Source organism: Dyadobacter sp. CY345, from assembly GCF_021502725.1.
In the GTDB taxonomy this organism is placed as follows: Bacteria; Bacteroidota; Bacteroidia; order Cytophagales; family Spirosomataceae; genus Dyadobacter.
Map to the genome: position 1 here is coordinate 2,291,361 of NZ_JAKFFS010000001.1, position 14,741 is coordinate 2,306,101.

The window sequence follows — 14,741 nt, forward strand, 5'->3', positions numbered from 1 at the left end:
TAATTAAATTCCCCCGGTCTGCCCCGCAAGTTTTATACGATGTCCAGTTTGTAACCGGATGCCAAAAGACCTAAAAGAATAAGTCCTAAAATGATTCGGTAATACCCGAAAACCTTGAAACCGTATTTCGTAAGAAAGTTGATAAAAAATTTAATCGCCAGCATCGCAACGACGAATGCGACTAAATTACCTATCAGCAAAGTTTTGATATCAGCTGCCTGAATGGTATCGTATGTTTTCAAAAGCTTGTACCCACCAGCCGCAGCCATTGTCGGTACCGCCAAAAAGAACGAGAATTCAGCAGCTTGTTTGCGGGAAAGTCCCTGCAACATACCTCCGATGATCGTTGAAGCTGAGCGGGAAACACCCGGGATCATAGCAATACACTGGAAAAACCCGATTTTCAAAGCATCAAAGTAAGATATTTCTCTTTCGCGCGTATTGTCGTTATTGATCCGGTCAATGAATAACAAAATAATACCACCAACCAAAAGTGAAATTGCAACGACTATTACGTTTTCGAGCATCGAATCAATAAAATCGTTCAACAGAAAACCAAGAACCGCAGCCGGGAGAAATGCAACGAAAAGCTTAAAGTAGAAATCTGTGGATTGAAAAAAACGCTTCCAGTATAATACAACAACCGAAAGAATAGCACCGAATTGGATATTCACAGTAAACATTTTAGTGAATTCCAGGTGGCTGATCCCCATGAACGAGGATGCTATGATCATATGTCCTGTGGAAGAAACGGGTAGGAATTCTGTGATTCCCTCAACAATAGCTAAAATAATTGCCTGCCAGATGGTCATGAATTAGCGGGTTTACGTAAGATAGCCCAAAACTCAATGATGAAACCGATGATTACGATTATCGGTCCAACAGTTAATCCAAGCGTACCAAAACCAAATTCTTCGGTATCAAGACTCATAATTAAAAAACCGCCGAGAATTACGGCTAATCCGATCAGCATCATTTTGTAGTTTGATGCACCAAATGGAAGACTGCTTTTTGTGTTGCTCATAACTTTTGTTGTGATAGTCAAAAATATTTATTTCGATCAATACAGATCATCCAAAGCCATACGCAGATAACGTGCAAGAGATTGATAAGTACTCGCAATGCCAATCATTATGCCAAGCGCAAGAACAACGGCTACCAGAATAACGATCTTGTCATATTCCTGCAACATGGCCAAACCCTCTACGTTTCTTACAGCCACCTGCTGCAAGGCAATCAGTAAACCACCAGCTAAGACACCGCCGATTGTTCCCTGCATAGCGCCGCGAAGAATATACGGACGCTGAATAAATCCATTTGTAGCGCCAACAAGCTGCATACTTCTGATCAGGAATCGCTGAGAATAAATGGCAAGTTTGATCGTATTATTGACAAGTAGTACGATAATGATCAGCATGATCAAGGCGAAACTTGCCAGCACGATATAAATCTTGGTAACGTTACGGTTGATATTATCAGCAAGGTCTTCCTGGTAAACCACTTCGTAAATACCTTTTATTTTCTCAATATCCTTTTTAATCAGCTGCAATTTTGACTCTTCAAAATAATCCTCGCCGATTTTAACCCGATAGCTGTCGCGCAACGGATTTTCACCTAAAAATGCTGTGAAATCTTCTTTTGTACCTTCAATAAATTCTTTGGCCGCTTCTTCTTTTGAAACAAAGGTGATAGGATTTGGCGTTTCAACAGTAGCGGAAACATAAGGTTTAGATTTCAGAACAGTCAATATGGAGTCCTGCCCGGCCTTCGTCTCCGCTTTGTCAATGAATACCCTGACTTCAATATTTTGACGGATAATAGAAACCAGCTTTTTAGACTGAATGACCAGAAGTCCGCAAAAACCAATCAGGAATAGTGCAGCCGTCAGGCTCATAACAATCATTGCATTGGGGTAACTTCCAATTTTTTTCTTTTTAGGCATAAAAAGGGATATTGTACAATCCTGTTTTACTCAAACTTTCGAATGAAGTAATGATGGCAAAAATACTGATTAATCTAAGACTGATACTTTATACGGATCAATCTTAACTATTTTTAACGAATGTAATCCGCCAGAAATTAATTTCTGCGACCCATTTCATCACGGATTTTCGCCGCTTTTTCGTAATCTTCTTTTGTAAGGGCTTCGTCGAGCATCCGTTGAAGCTCGTCAAAAGAAAGATCTCTCAACTGATCTGTCAAACTTCCGCGAGACTGCAAAGTTTCCTTTATTGCATCCTCTTCGTCCTCATCCTCGTCCTCAGAAATTGAACTTGATATGATTCCGGCTTCTGAGAGAATTGCTTCGTAGGTATAGATAGGAATATCAAAACGTAATCCAATTGCGATGGCATCAGAAGGACGAGCGTCAATTTCTACCTCTCTCAAACTATCCTTACAAACGATTTTGGCATAGAAAATGCCTTCTTTCAAATCCGATATGACGATCTCTTTCAGGGTGTAATTCATCCCTTCCGCAAATGATTTGAACAAATCATGGGTCATTGGGCGGTTCGGAACGATATTCTCAATCTGCACAGCGATTGCCTGTGCTTCGAACACGCCGATGATAATTGGAAGGCGTCGGTTTCCTAATTCTTCACCCAAAACAAGAGCGAATGAACCGGCCTGAGATTGGCTAGGGGAAAGCCCTAATATTTCTAACTTAATTTTTTTCACGTTTGGACTTTATTGGACTAACGCAACGTTTTTGCAAACAGTTCTGGTGATTTTGCGCAATGGGTACTATGATTCATAAAACTTTAAAACAAATTATGTCGAATGTCTTCTATGTCCGGTTTTTATGAGATAGTGCTGTAAATCAGACAAATATCCTGATAAAAATACGGCATATTTTACATTTTCTACAACATGCTATTGTTTCAGTATGCAAAAATAAAAAACCCGCCCTGCATAAAAAAATGCAGGGCGGGGTATAAGCCAAAACTATTCGTCATTTAAGGTCTTGAACTGCCTTAGTCAGCTTGGGTAATACCTCAAAAATATCGCCGACAATTCCATAATCTGCGGCCTTAAAAAATGGAGCTTCCGGATCTTTATTGATCACGACAATATATTTTGATCCATTAACTCCGGCCAGATGCTGGATCGCTCCTGAAATTCCACAGGCGATATACAAGTTTGGCGCAACTTTAATACCAGTCTGCCCGATGTGCTCGTGATGAGGACGCCAGTCCAGGTCGGAAACTGGTTTGGAGCAACCAGTCGCCGCGCCTAATGATTTAGCAAAATCGAGCAACGGTTGCCAATTTTCAGGGCCTTTCATACCGCGACCGCCCGAAACGATAATATCAGCCTCCGTTAATGAAAGTTCAGAACTTGCCTTTTCAATTTGTCCGACAGAAGCCAGGAAATCCGAATCACGGAGTACCGGTGTGAAAGTCTCAACGGTTGCGGTCCCTGAACCTTCCGTAGCTTCAATTGCGTTTTTCTTAACAACCAGAATTTTAATATCGGATTTTATTTCAACTACTGAAAAAGCCTTTCCTGTGTAGATACTTCTTTTTACACTAAATCCGCCATTGATTACCGGCAGATCGGTAACTCCTGAAACAATTCCGGCTTTCAATTTTGCAGAGGCACGCGCTGCAACGGCATCGCCTAAGCCAGACTTAGAAATAATGATAATCTTACTATTTTCTTTTTCAACTGCCTGGGCCAATACGTCTGCATAGGCAAGACTATTTTCATGCGACAGCTTTTCGTCAGCAGCATGTAAAACTTTTGTCGCGCCGAAATTTCCGATTCGCTCCAATTCAGCCGCGTCTGCTTTGCCCAATGCCAAAACGGTAGCTGTTGTTCCCGTTAATCTGGCGACTTCTGCGCCATAGGCTACGGCTTCCAGTGAAGTTTTTTTCACGGAACCGTTATCCAATTCAATAAATATGAGTACTGACATCTTGATCAAATTTTAGGATTCTGACGGAGCGTAAATTTTCTCTGTCAACGAAATATTTTATTAGAGAACTTTCGCTTCTGTTCTCAGCAGTTTTATAAGCGTTTCCGCTTCTGACGCCGGTATCATTTTACAGGCACCTTTGGGAGCAGGAAGCGAAAACTTTTCAGGCGTTGTCATTTCTTCTACTGAAACTGGTTCTGCCACAACAAGCGGTTTTGTTCTGGCTGTCATAATTCCGCGCATATTCGGAATTTTCCATTCTGAAATTGGCTCCTGACATCCCAGGACGAGCGGCAAAGAAGCGGTCAGTGTTTCTTTTCCGCCATCTATTTCTCTCGCTATGGTTGCAGTTGTTCCATTAATTTCCAATTTCATAACAGGCGAATAGGAGGGGATTCCGAGCATTTCTCCCACAAGACCGTGTACAACGCCACTGTTAAAATCGATGGATTCACGACCCATTAAAATAAGGTCATATTTATTTTCGGACGCGATATGGGCAATCTGCACAGCAGTATAATACGAATCAACCGGATCGGTATTGACACGAATTGCGTCATCTGCGCCGATTGCGAGTGCTTTACGTATTTGTGGATCTGCATCTGCTTCTCCGACATGAAGTACGGTCACCGAGCCGCCAAGCTGCTCTTTGAGTTCCACTGCGCGCGCCAGGGCATAGTCGTCATAAGGGCCGATTATATATTGTACACCGGCTTTGTTAAGTTTGGTGTCGTTATCGGTAAATGTTATTTTGGCCGTCGTATCCGGCACATTGGTAATACATACGAGTATTTTCATGGTATGGCAAGAAGTTGCTGATGTATAACCTTTAAATTCGGTCAATAATATTATTTCAAACTTAAATGTGATACACCAATCGTTCGTTATAATTTTTTTAAGAATAAATTTATTGTGGCGAATATACAGAAAAACATAAATAGTATGCAAGCATAACATTATTAAAAAATGAAAAACTCATTGCTGGAAAATCTACTAATATTTTACGAAGAGGACCCGAACGATCCATTTAACATATATGCGCTGGCCCTGGAATATCAAAAGACGAATGTGGCTAAGGCAGAATTGTATTTTAACATACTTCTTGACGAACATCCCGACTATCTCGCAACCTATTACAACGCAGCGGCCTTTTTCGCGGCGCTTGAAAAAAATGAAAAAGCAGAGCTTGTTTATCAGAAAGGTATCGATCTGGCGTTAAATGTTAAGAACACCAAGACGCATCAGGAGTTGCTGAGAGCCTACCGTTCTTTTCTTGACGAGCTGGAAGATTAGTCCATCTTGGCTAGATTTTATTTTGTAGTCTGGCAAAAAAGTAGTAGTTTTCCCAATTGGTAAGAAATGCGGCTTGTTTGGCGACTTTTTTAGGTTACGACGCTTTCACTCTTCTCAGGTTTTAGTTTTAATATTTTATGTTGAGTTTCCTCGTCGGTCGGGGAGAAAATCATTCATTGTTATTTATGGAAAAGGAATCATTTATTCCCATTGTTGTAAAATGGGCACAAGCTCATGGATTCAAGGAAATTCAGGCCAATATGGAAGGCTTTGAAACACCTAAATCTTATGAAAGAGCTGCTGATAATGAGAAATTTACGCCGGACGTTACGGGTGTGAATATGTTTAACAGACATTATCTGGAAGTGTCCATGAAAACAGACCAACTTCGTGGAAGCGTTTCTAAATGGAAGCTTTTGAGCGAATTGGCAGGAATGAAAGGTGCTAAATTGTATTTGATGGCGCCACGTGGTCACGTCCGTTTTACACGTGAAATAATCACACAATATAACATTCCGGCAGAAGTTATCAAGATTGACTAATTGCCGTCAAGAAATTGAAATGCCGGCTTGATGTTCATTAAGAACTTCAGGCCGGCATTTTTTTTGTAATTTACACTGTCGGGTATTTCCACTCACCGCGGTAGTCTCTTCTTAGTAACTTATTTGCTTCGTCATCTCCGGGAATGATTTCTTTTTCTCCATCCCAGACAATACTTCTTCCTAATTTGTAGGACAACATACCAAGCAACGCCAGATTGGTTGAACGCTGCCCAACTTCAATTTCACAGACCGGCGGAGTATTTGTTTTAATGGAAGATAAGAAATTCGCCCATAATTGCTGAATATTTTGGTCGTCAGGTTTGTTCAGCTGCGCATCCTGATGTATGATCGGTTTATTTGGATTGGAGGGATAAAATGTCCAGCCGTCAAGCCAGCCCATATGGAATGTTCCTTCGGTACCATAAAAATATACGCCGACTGCCTGCTGCGGATGAGTTTTTTCAGCATTGTTCCCTGCAAAGTTCCGGTGCTCCCATTCCAGCGTAAATCCATCAAAATCATAAAGCGCCACCTGATGATCAGGTGCATCCGTATTATCCTGGCGAATAGCCCGCCCACCGGTTGAGTAAACTTTTTTAGGATATTTTTGCTCTGACCACCAAAGTACCTGATCCAGCCAGTGAATTCCCCAGTCGCCAAGGGTACCGTTAGCAAAGTTCAGATAATTGCGAAAACCTTTTGGATGTATCGTTTTATTGTAAGGGACAAGCGCTGCCGGACCGCAATACATATCCCAATCCAATCCTTTTGGCACTTCCGAGTCTGGCGTTTTTTGACCAGCTCCGCCACCATAGTGAACAAATGCCCGTGCCATACCAATCTTCCCTGCTTTGCCGGATTTTAGAAATTCCATTCCTGAAATGTTATGAGGAGAAACTCTGCGGTGCGTGCCCACCTGTACAATCCGGCCATGTTTCCTGGTGGCATTCACCATAGCCCGTCCCTCTTGAATGGTATGACATATTGGTTTTTCAACATAAACATGGGCGCCGGATTCGATCGCCGCTATGCAACATAGCGCGTGCCAGTGATCGGGCGTGGCAACAATCACGATTTCGGGTTTTTCTTTTTGCAGCATTTCCCTGAAATCCTTGTATAGTTTGGGTTTATCTGGTGTAAGTTTAGAAATTTCACCGGACGTTAGTTTCAGCTGATTTTCATCCACGTCGCACAATGCGACAACTTTGGATTCTCCGGCTTGTATCGCACAGCGAAGGATATTGGTTCCCCACCATCCGGAGCCGATCAATGCGGTTTTATATTGCGTAGTTCTTTTTAGAGACGTCAAGAGCGGCAGAGAAGAAAATGCGGCTCCGGCCATTACAGATTGCTCGATAAATTTTCTACGATCCATAGGGAATGAGTGAAAGAATGAGTGAATGATAGAATGGGGTGGACGGTCCAATATCTTGGTCAGATTATTTTCCTTGTTTTAGTTTGCTTACCAGCCAGTTGTTCATCATCTCACGTTCTTCCGGGTAAGTCCAATGGCCGGTTTCAAGATACAATTTCAATTCTTTTGGAGCTGTGGTGACGTTGTATGCAGCGTACATCGAAGTTGGCGGGCAGGTTTCATCGTTATAGCCCCACATATAAAAACCAGGAACTTTCACACGTCTGGCGAAATTAACTACGTCGTAATAACCTACTGTCGCCAGTTTTTCTTTGGTGTTGTTAAACTTCAAATTCGACTTATCAAAATAGTGTGGCCATCCGCCAGCTCTGCCGCTCAGATAACCTGTCGCATCACTTAAAGCAGTATAAAATGCTCCAAGCCATTTAACGCGCGGATCAATTCCGGCCGTGATAATGGATAATGCGCCGCCCTGACTTCCGCCTGTTACAGCCAGATTAGTGCCGTCGTATTGAGGAAGACTGGTCAGGAAATCATTTGCCCGAATACATCCCAAATAAACTCTTTTGTAGTAAAACCGATCCCTGTCATCCAGATTGTAGGCCGGATATCCGTTTAATGCGCCTTGTCCCAGATCAATGTAAACAGTTGGCTCCATAATGACCGACACGCCATGGATACCAATTTCGAATGTAATAATATCTTTTTCTGCCATCGCCACGTCGCCGTAATATGGACGAATGCCGGCGCCAGGAACTTTTAACAAGGCCGGATATTTTCCTTCTTTTTTCGGGATTGTTAAAATGCCGTATAAGCGTGCATTGGGTCTGAAATTTTGAAGGTTTACGTGATATACATTTACTTTTTCAGTGCAACGTTCAGGTATTAAAGTCATTTTTGCGTCCATTGGAACAGCCGCTAGTTCTTTTTTTGCGGCATCCCAAAAAGCATCAAAATCAGTTGGATTTGTCACCGTTGGCTGTATTTTTTCGGGCTCGAATCCAGCTGTTGCCAGTCCTTTATATTCCCCGCCATCCACGTTCGTAAACGCGATACATCTTAAAAAACCTGGTGTTTTTAAAGTGCCTGCATCCACGGTCAGCGTTCCGTTTGCAGCTGTTTTGCTTTCCTTGATAATTGGCTCCATTTTTTCCAATCCGATCTCATAGCGTACAGGGGAATTTTTTACAAGATTTCCGTTTTGGAATACAGAGATTGTGAATTTTACCTTATCGCCCGTTTTGTAAGTCCAGTCTGATCGATCCGGTGCCACTATGATCTTAATGGCGCGTTCAATTGGCTGGGAAAATGTCTGCGCGAGAGAAAGCCAGAAGAAACATATTAAAAGATAAATACGGTTGCCCGTAAAATTAGAATTTATAGTGTTTCGCATAAAAAATATTGAAAATTATGAACCATTGGTATAGAAAGAGCTAACGTGTCGGTTTCTTTGATTTCAATCCAATTTTTTTTGCAATCTTTATCTTGTAAGAAAAAATCGATCATTAATCAGCAATTCTAGTATAAGTTGATCCGCATAAATAAATTTATCAGTGAGACCGGATTCTGCTCACGCCGTGAGGCTGACAAACTTGTAGAGCAGGGGCGAGTAATTTTGAATGGGAAACAAGCCGTATTGGGTGATAAGGCGACTGCCGGCGACCAGGTTTTGATTGATGGGAAACCACTAAAAATTAAAAAAGCTGGCATTTACATCGCTTTCAACAAACCGGTAGGAATTACTTGCACCACTGAGCGACAGATAAATGGGAATATTATCGACTACATCAAACACCCTGAACGTATATTTCCTATCGGGCGACTGGATAAGCCTTCGGAAGGCCTGATTTTTTTGACGAGCGATGGGGATATTGTTAACAAAATTCTACGCGCGGGGAATAACCATGAGAAGGAATATGTCGTCACGGTGGATAAGCCAATCAAGCCGGATTTTGTTCAAAGAATGAGCGAGGGCGTTCCGATTCTGGATACAATAACCAAAAAGTGTTTTGTCCGAAAGGATAGTACTTATGTATTTACAATTATTTTAACACAAGGATTGAACCGGCAGATACGTCGAATGTGTGAATATCTTGGTTACAATGTTACAAAGCTGAAACGGGTGCGGATCATGAATGTAACCCTGGAAAATCTGCCTATTGGAAAATGGAGGGATATGACGGTTGAGGAGTTAAGGCAAATAAATGAATCGGTGCAAAATTCTGTTAAAACGGAGGATGGATCTTATTTGGAAGATGAGGAATAAAAATTCATTTTATTAAAGTATTTCGGTGCGCTGCACCTTTTCTGATAGCTATCATCATTCATGCTACAAAATATTTCGGCGCTCTGCGCATGATATTCGTAGCATCATTGAGGGATGTGGTTTGTGCATTTGGCAACATTGGTGCAAGAATAAGGGCAGCGTATAGGAGGTGCAGAGCACCTAAATATTTGTAGTGACATGAAGTCAACGAGTCTCAAAAAGTGCAGCGCACCGCGCTATTCAAACCTCAAATTGGTGATTTTTATATTATTTACGCTGTAAACGTTGCATGATTTATCGATGATATCAAAACCAAAATATATTCGTAATGACGTGAAAAAGAGCGACTTCGTTTTTTTACCAGGATAATAATTTTCTGTTGGAATAAGACTGAACAAGGAACAATCCCATTCCGACCATGATGGAAACATCAGCCATATTGAAAATTCCTGTCTGAAATATTCCAAGATTGATATGCAAAAAGTCCGTCACTGAGCCGTGAACGACCCTGTCATAAATATTACCAATACCACCGCCAATGGCAAAACTTAACGCCAGCATGCTCATTTTTGAGATGTTTTTTCTCATGAACATGTAATAGACGCCGAAAGCAAGAGCCAGCATTGGGATCGCTGCAAGAAGAATAAATTTCAGGGTTTCAGGAAGCGCGCTTCCGATACTCAGCATTGCCCCCTCATTTTCCACGCGGGTCAGTGTCAGATAATTACTGATCAAACTAATATTTTCATAGTAACCGACTTTTTGCCGGACGATACTCTTAGAAATCTGGTCGCAGCCGATGTTAGCGACAAGAACTGCCAAAATGGAAATATTGGTTAATAACTTCTTTGTATTCATTTCGGAGCTGATGAGTGGCCACTATTTCAAATGCATTTTAAGAAAAGCAGCGATTTTTGTTCTGTTAGATTCAACGTCAAACATTTCGCCGTAGTGTGGTGCATTAGGAACAACAATCAATTCGGTTTTTACATTCACGTGGCGCAGGTAGGAATTTAGCAGAACAGATTGGGTATAAGGAACCGACTCATCTTTTTCTCCATGAAAAATTAAAAATGGTGGATCATTTGCGTCGACATAGGTAGTCGGACTCGCCATCGTCGCGAGATCCGGTCTTTCCAACACAGTTCCTCCCAACAGAGAAGTCAAGGCATCCGTAGGATCATTAATTTCCACTTTTGGTATGAGCGCCAGGAAATTCGAAGGTCCGTAGAAGTCGATTACAGCTTTAATTTTGAAAGGAATGTTTTTTCCTTTTACTGAAAATTGTTTGACATTGTTGTTATTCGACAAGGCTAAAAGTGAAGCCAAATGACCGCCGGCTGAAAAACCGATAACTGCAATTTTACTTTTATCAATGTGATACTTCTGGGCATTAGCGCAAAGCCAGCTTATCGCCTGGTTGCAGTCCTGTATCTGAGCCGGGAAAATAGCGTCAGTGCTATAACGATAATCAATGCTGGCAAAGGCATAACCCTGTTCAATAAAAGAACTCACGGTTTTTTTCATATACCCCATATCAGCAAATTTATCATTCAATTTCCACGCGCCGCCATGAATCCATACGATCAAAGGAAGGTTGCCTTTGACATTCTTTGGTAGATAAATATCCAGTTTATGACGTTTTAATGTGTCGCTTGCATAACTAAGGTCGTTGTGCATCACAGTTCCGGCCGGAAAAATATTTTTGATTTTTTCCGGAATCTGTGCACCTGCATATTCAGTGATCATTAAAATCAGGATTATGATTTTGGCTGTTTTTATCATGTCAGGTAAAATAATATTGTTAGAATTTGTTTAGCTATTTGATTAAATTAATTCTGGCTCTGATAAAATTTTGTTATGATCCGCCCAACGTTTGATAATCATCTTAATATATCGTTCCAGATAAATTTCATTCAGAAAAACGTTCGCCCAATTATCAAAGCGTTGGCACTGAATGCCTAGATAGAAAAAGTAAATTGAGGTGCTGAAAAAAGGCAGACTTCGTTTTTCCTCATCGCTTATCTGTATTATCGACTCATATCCTTTCAGGAAACTTTCAAGCTTTAACTTATATTCGGTTTCATCTCGTTCAAGATGGTAAAGCTGCATCACATAATACCCAATATCCAGAACCAGCGGACCATTTCCACAAAAATCAAAGTCGAAAATAGTTACTTCCTGTTGGTTGGTAAAATGCATATTGTCGAACCAAATATCCAGATGCACCGCGCCGTTACGAACTTTTGAAAAATCAGTTTCAAGAAAACATTGCTTTAATCGGTCTTTCAAATCTGCCATATATATCATTTCCGGATGTTGAGCATCAAGAAATAATTTTAACCTTTCGAACGACTGTGTGAGCAGAATATCAGAGGTATAGTTCACACGATCCAATTTGAAATTTTCAGTTAAACGATGGATTTGGGCCATTGACTGCCCAACTGCGAAATGTGTTTCCGTAGAATAATTTATAAGCTTAGCTCCCTTTGCATGTGAAAATAATACACCAAAACGCGTTCCTTCGGGGGCATTCAATTCTTTGATAAATTCACCGTCGGCATCTGCGATCGGGTAGGATACAGTGACTTCATTTTCTTTGAGAAGATTAACTAGGCGTATTTCTTCAAGAATTTCAGCTTTCGTCCGCCAGTTAAGGGAATATATCCGAAAGACAAATTTTTCTGTATCCGTAGTAATCAGATAGGTATGGCTTATTCCTGTTTTCAATAATTTACAACTAACAGAATTTGCCAGTTGATATTCTTTTTGTATAAATTCGGCCAGATGAATCGTTGATAATGTGGAATTGGTAACGGGAAACGGAGAAATCATTTTAGTTTTGCGGATAGATAATTATGTGATTCACTCGGATTTTATTCAGTGTATGAAAAACCAGATAAACTCAAAATCTTATTATTGAGTTTCTATTTTGTCAGTGCTTTAATCGGTGTTAATTCTACTTTTTTAAACTCAACTTCTGCACCTTCTGCCTGTAGGGCAATCTGTCCTTTTTGTGCTGTGGCGTTATATCCATAATTTACAAAGTCGCCGTTCAGCCAAACCTTGATAGAATTTTTTACACATTCAATCGTCATACTGTTCCACTCGCCAAGTGGTTTTTCAGAGCCGTCGGTAAGGTTTGGGATCCGACGTAGTTTGTCGCCATTTACACCCCAGTTTGCTTTTGGGCCACGACGTCTTTCCATATCCGGCGTCGTTATGTCTTCCTGAATACACCAGAAATCACCTGCATTTTGATGCATCATCTGCACTTCTATCGATTTTGGGAACATATCGTAAAGCGCTCTTGGCGTTGAAACGAAAACCAGCGCACCACAATTCCCAGGTTTTCCGGCAAACCGATATTGGAAAGTCAATCGAAAATTTTCGTATTGCGCATCCGTGATTAAATGGCCCCCAGGCGCACCTAAGCTGACTAAAAGCCCATTTCTTATAATAAAAGGTGTCTTCAATTTTGGATCTTTATCCATATCGGGGACATCAATATGCCAGCCGTTGAGATCTTTCCCATTAAAAAGACTCTTTGTTTCTTGAGCAATCGCGGCAAAGGGAGCCGCCAGGAAAAGGCAGCTGATGATCAGGAAATGTTTTTTCATTTTCAAATTTAATTCTTGTTCTGCTTATCAGTGCCAACGATTTTCTTCGATGTCACTTTTGATTATTTTATTAATTGAAACCTTGGCACTAACCAGTTGATAAATACTTGCGCCGTATTCCCGCGCATACTTATTCTCAACCTTACCAGTCAGCGAAATCTTTTCGAAGAGTGGCTGTTCTTTTATTCTCTCTTTATCGTCATCATCCGCATTCTGCACAAGGATAACATTCTTGATTTCTTCATCAAGCGGTACCCAATTAATATAATCCGCATTCATCGTAACCGCCTGAATACCATATTTTGAATAATAATTGATCGCACCTGCTTGCCCGTAGTTATCGCATAGCACCAGCGTGTGCTGTTTGTCATCCAGTTTTTCGTAAGTCGCGTCCACTTTTGCCGCCAATTCTTTCCAGCCCAGCATGTCTGCAAAATCCTGCGGCAGCGCGTGGTCATGTCCATCTTCCCACCGCAACAATCCAAGATCTTTATAGCGTTGTGAGTTTTCGGCCATCTCTTGCGGACTGATGGTCGGAAAGCCAACTCTGAAAAGGATTATAGATGAAAGCAAAATTACCGCCACAGTTACCGGACGAAGCCATTTAATTTTAGAGGTCAATAATTTTTCGATGTAGACTGAACCGAAAGACAGAAAGATGGGATATAGACCGATTGCATAGTAACCTTTGGCTTTCAGGAAAATAAAAAGTCCCATCGTAAATGCAAAGGCCCAAAAGAATAACCGAAATTTTCTGAATGGGGGATATCGGAAAAATGATATAAAGGCAGTAATCAAAACGAAAATCGAACCCATAAAAAACAGTATTTGCTCTTTCAAAAAATCAGCCGTTTTCACATTCACAAGCTGCGTTTTTGAGAGTAATTTCATGTGGTAAACAACCGGGAAATTGTTTTGGTATTGCCATATTAAATTAGGCAGAACAATGAGAAGAGCAACCGCGCCGGCGAAGTATAAATGTTTGTTTGTGAAAATTTTTCTATTCGTTATCAGTAAAGCAGGAATAAGCCCGATGATCTGGAAAAGTATGTTGTATTTATTCAAAAAACCTAAACCCAAAACAATCCCCGTTGCATAAAGCCAGTTGTTGTTCTCTGATTTAATATACCTTAACAGTGTATAGTAAAGCAAGGTCCAGAAAAAGACGTCAACGGAATTGGGTTGATACAACATGTTGATCCTGAGCAGTACAGAAAAAGTTATAGCAGTTGACCCAAGGATTAAGGCGAATAAATCACCCTCTAAAATTTCAATAGCTTTCCAGACGATCAGCAACGTGAGCGCCCCATATAGAGCCGGAAAAAACTTAACCCAAAATTCTGAATTTTCCAAAGCCAGGATCAGCCAGGAATGCCACGAAGTAAAGGGAGGAACCGACAGATATCCCCATGCAAGATGTTTTCCCTGGTCCAGATGCAAGTATTCATCCCGGTGCAGATCATATTCAGGACCGATTATTACATATTGAATTGCAAATTTCAAGACAATAAAAAACAGGAGTATATATGTTTTCTTCAAGGATATAGGAGTTTGAGAAGTTGATCAATATGAAATGGCTGTGAGGAAAATTTATATTTTACCCGTTGGGTGAAATGAATTAGCGAAAATAGAAGGATGCATATTGGGTTAATATACTGAATTTCAGTATATTAAAGTCGCCAAACCAATCCCAATATGCATGTCAAAAATAGTAAAAAATTATACA

General features: G+C 40.8%; 16 protein-coding genes. 3 read left to right on the forward strand and 13 right to left on the reverse strand.

The genetic code is table 11. From position 1 onward, the window contains the following. Nucleotides 1-32: 32 nt before the first annotated feature. The 6 genes from L0657_RS09725 to L0657_RS09750 all read right to left on the reverse strand — a co-directional run bounded on the left by L0657_RS09725 (nucleotide 33) and on the right by L0657_RS09750 (nucleotide 4,717). A complete protein-coding gene (locus tag L0657_RS09725) occupies nucleotides 33-812 on the reverse strand; it encodes an undecaprenyl-diphosphate phosphatase (RefSeq protein ID WP_235150391.1) in 780 nt (259 codons plus the stop codon). Continuing rightward, nucleotides 809-1,024 carry a DUF3098 domain-containing protein gene (locus tag L0657_RS09730; RefSeq protein ID WP_235150392.1) on the reverse strand — a complete coding sequence of 72 codons (216 nt, stop codon included), beginning with the start codon at nucleotides 1,022-1,024 and terminating at the stop codon, nucleotides 809-811. Before L0657_RS09730 ends, L0657_RS09725 begins: the two co-directional genes overlap by 4 nt. A 36-nt stretch (nucleotides 1,025-1,060) precedes the next feature. Next, nucleotides 1,061-1,942 (reverse strand): ABC transporter permease, encoded by an 882-nt coding sequence (locus L0657_RS09735; protein ID WP_235150393.1) that lies wholly within the window; start codon nucleotides 1,940-1,942, stop codon nucleotides 1,061-1,063. A gap of 137 nt (nucleotides 1,943-2,079) precedes the next feature. After that, on the reverse strand, nucleotides 2,080-2,679 hold the full coding sequence (locus L0657_RS09740) for a bifunctional nuclease family protein (protein WP_235150394.1): 600 nt from the start codon (nucleotides 2,677-2,679) through the stop codon (nucleotides 2,080-2,082). Nucleotides 2,680-2,953: 274 nt separating this feature from the next. Further along, complete coding sequence (locus tag L0657_RS09745; protein WP_235150395.1) at nucleotides 2,954-3,919, reverse strand: electron transfer flavoprotein subunit alpha/FixB family protein; 966 nt, start codon at nucleotides 3,917-3,919, stop codon at nucleotides 2,954-2,956. A gap of 60 nt (nucleotides 3,920-3,979) precedes the next feature. Further along, nucleotides 3,980-4,717, reverse strand: coding sequence for an electron transfer flavoprotein subunit beta/FixA family protein (locus tag L0657_RS09750; RefSeq protein WP_235150396.1), 738 nt, complete (start codon nucleotides 4,715-4,717; stop codon nucleotides 3,980-3,982). Nucleotides 4,718-4,885: 168 nt separating this feature from the next. On the opposite strand from L0657_RS09750, the gene L0657_RS09755 reads away from it, so the two are divergent. Together L0657_RS09755 and L0657_RS09760 are read left to right on the forward strand one after the other, a co-directional pair. Beyond that, nucleotides 4,886-5,212, forward strand: a complete 327-nt coding sequence (locus tag L0657_RS09755) for a tetratricopeptide repeat protein (protein WP_235150397.1) — start codon at nucleotides 4,886-4,888, stop codon at nucleotides 5,210-5,212. A 185-nt stretch (nucleotides 5,213-5,397) separates the two neighbouring features. Continuing rightward, nucleotides 5,398-5,754: a hypothetical protein gene (locus L0657_RS09760; RefSeq protein ID WP_090335811.1), complete on the forward strand. Its 357-nt coding sequence runs from the start codon at nucleotides 5,398-5,400 to the stop codon at nucleotides 5,752-5,754. Between the two features lie 70 nt (nucleotides 5,755-5,824). On the opposite strand, the gene L0657_RS09765 is transcribed toward L0657_RS09760, so the two are convergent. Beyond that, nucleotides 5,825-7,129 (reverse strand): Gfo/Idh/MocA family protein, encoded by a 1,305-nt coding sequence (locus L0657_RS09765; RefSeq protein ID WP_235150398.1) that lies wholly within the window; start codon nucleotides 7,127-7,129, stop codon nucleotides 5,825-5,827. A 64-nt stretch (nucleotides 7,130-7,193) separates the two neighbouring features. Beyond that, the gene (locus L0657_RS09770; RefSeq protein WP_235150399.1) at nucleotides 7,194-8,522 is read right to left on the reverse strand and encodes an acetylxylan esterase; all 1,329 of its coding nucleotides are present in this window, start codon (nucleotides 8,520-8,522) and stop codon (nucleotides 7,194-7,196) included. A gap of 135 nt (nucleotides 8,523-8,657) precedes the next feature. On the opposite strand from L0657_RS09770, the gene rluF reads away from it, so the two are divergent. Continuing rightward, entirely contained in the window at nucleotides 8,658-9,395 is a 738-nt protein-coding gene (gene rluF, locus L0657_RS09775) for a 23S rRNA pseudouridine(2604) synthase RluF (RefSeq protein ID WP_235150400.1), read from the forward strand. Nucleotides 9,396-9,752: 357 nt separating this feature from the next. Here rluF and lspA read toward each other — a convergent pair whose 3' ends face one another. From lspA to L0657_RS09800, 5 genes are all read right to left on the reverse strand, one after another. Next, entirely contained in the window at nucleotides 9,753-10,253 is a 501-nt protein-coding gene (lspA, locus tag L0657_RS09780) for a signal peptidase II (RefSeq protein ID WP_235150401.1), read from the reverse strand. Nucleotides 10,254-10,274: 21 nt separating this feature from the next. Beyond that, nucleotides 10,275-11,144: an alpha/beta hydrolase gene (locus L0657_RS09785; protein WP_235150402.1), complete on the reverse strand. Its 870-nt coding sequence runs from the start codon at nucleotides 11,142-11,144 to the stop codon at nucleotides 10,275-10,277. 78 nt (nucleotides 11,145-11,222) lie between these two features. Then, on the reverse strand, nucleotides 11,223-12,230 hold the full coding sequence (locus L0657_RS09790) for a phosphotransferase (protein ID WP_235150403.1): 1,008 nt from the start codon (nucleotides 12,228-12,230) through the stop codon (nucleotides 11,223-11,225). 92 nt (nucleotides 12,231-12,322) lie between these two features. After that, nucleotides 12,323-13,015, reverse strand: a complete 693-nt coding sequence (locus L0657_RS09795) for a DUF1080 domain-containing protein (protein ID WP_235150404.1) — start codon at nucleotides 13,013-13,015, stop codon at nucleotides 12,323-12,325. 27 nt (nucleotides 13,016-13,042) lie between these two features. Further along, nucleotides 13,043-14,554 (reverse strand): glycosyltransferase family 39 protein, encoded by a 1,512-nt coding sequence (locus L0657_RS09800; RefSeq protein ID WP_235150405.1) that lies wholly within the window; start codon nucleotides 14,552-14,554, stop codon nucleotides 13,043-13,045. Between the last annotated feature and the right edge of the window lie 187 nt (nucleotides 14,555-14,741).

Bases quoted from the DNA above. Each gene is read 5' to 3' on its own strand.
- lspA (WP_235150401.1), bottom strand. From the start codon at position 10,253: ATGAATACAAAGAAGTTATTAACCAATATTTCCATTTTGGCAGTTCTT.
- L0657_RS09755 (WP_235150397.1), top strand. From the start codon at position 4,886: ATGAAAAACTCATTGCTGGAAAATCTACTAATATTTTACGAAGAGGAC.
- L0657_RS09790 (WP_235150403.1), bottom strand. From the start codon at position 12,230: ATGATTTCTCCGTTTCCCGTTACCAATTCCACATTATCAACGATTCAT.
- L0657_RS09745 (WP_235150395.1), bottom strand. From the start codon at position 3,919: ATGTCAGTACTCATATTTATTGAATTGGATAACGGTTCCGTGAAAAAA.
- L0657_RS09760 (WP_090335811.1), top strand. From the start codon at position 5,398: ATGGAAAAGGAATCATTTATTCCCATTGTTGTAAAATGGGCACAAGCT.
- L0657_RS09770 (WP_235150399.1), bottom strand. From the start codon at position 8,522: ATGCGAAACACTATAAATTCTAATTTTACGGGCAACCGTATTTATCTT.
- L0657_RS09725 (WP_235150391.1), bottom strand. From the start codon at position 812: ATGACCATCTGGCAGGCAATTATTTTAGCTATTGTTGAGGGAATCACA.
- L0657_RS09795 (WP_235150404.1), bottom strand. From the start codon at position 13,015: ATGAAAAAACATTTCCTGATCATCAGCTGCCTTTTCCTGGCGGCTCCC.
- L0657_RS09750 (WP_235150396.1), bottom strand. From the start codon at position 4,717: ATGAAAATACTCGTATGTATTACCAATGTGCCGGATACGACGGCCAAA.
- L0657_RS09785 (WP_235150402.1), bottom strand. From the start codon at position 11,144: ATGATCACTGAATATGCAGGTGCACAGATTCCGGAAAAAATCAAAAAT.
- L0657_RS09730 (WP_235150392.1), bottom strand. From the start codon at position 1,024: ATGAGCAACACAAAAAGCAGTCTTCCATTTGGTGCATCAAACTACAAA.
- L0657_RS09765 (WP_235150398.1), bottom strand. From the start codon at position 7,129: ATGGATCGTAGAAAATTTATCGAGCAATCTGTAATGGCCGGAGCCGCA.
- L0657_RS09735 (WP_235150393.1), bottom strand. From the start codon at position 1,942: ATGCCTAAAAAGAAAAAAATTGGAAGTTACCCCAATGCAATGATTGTT.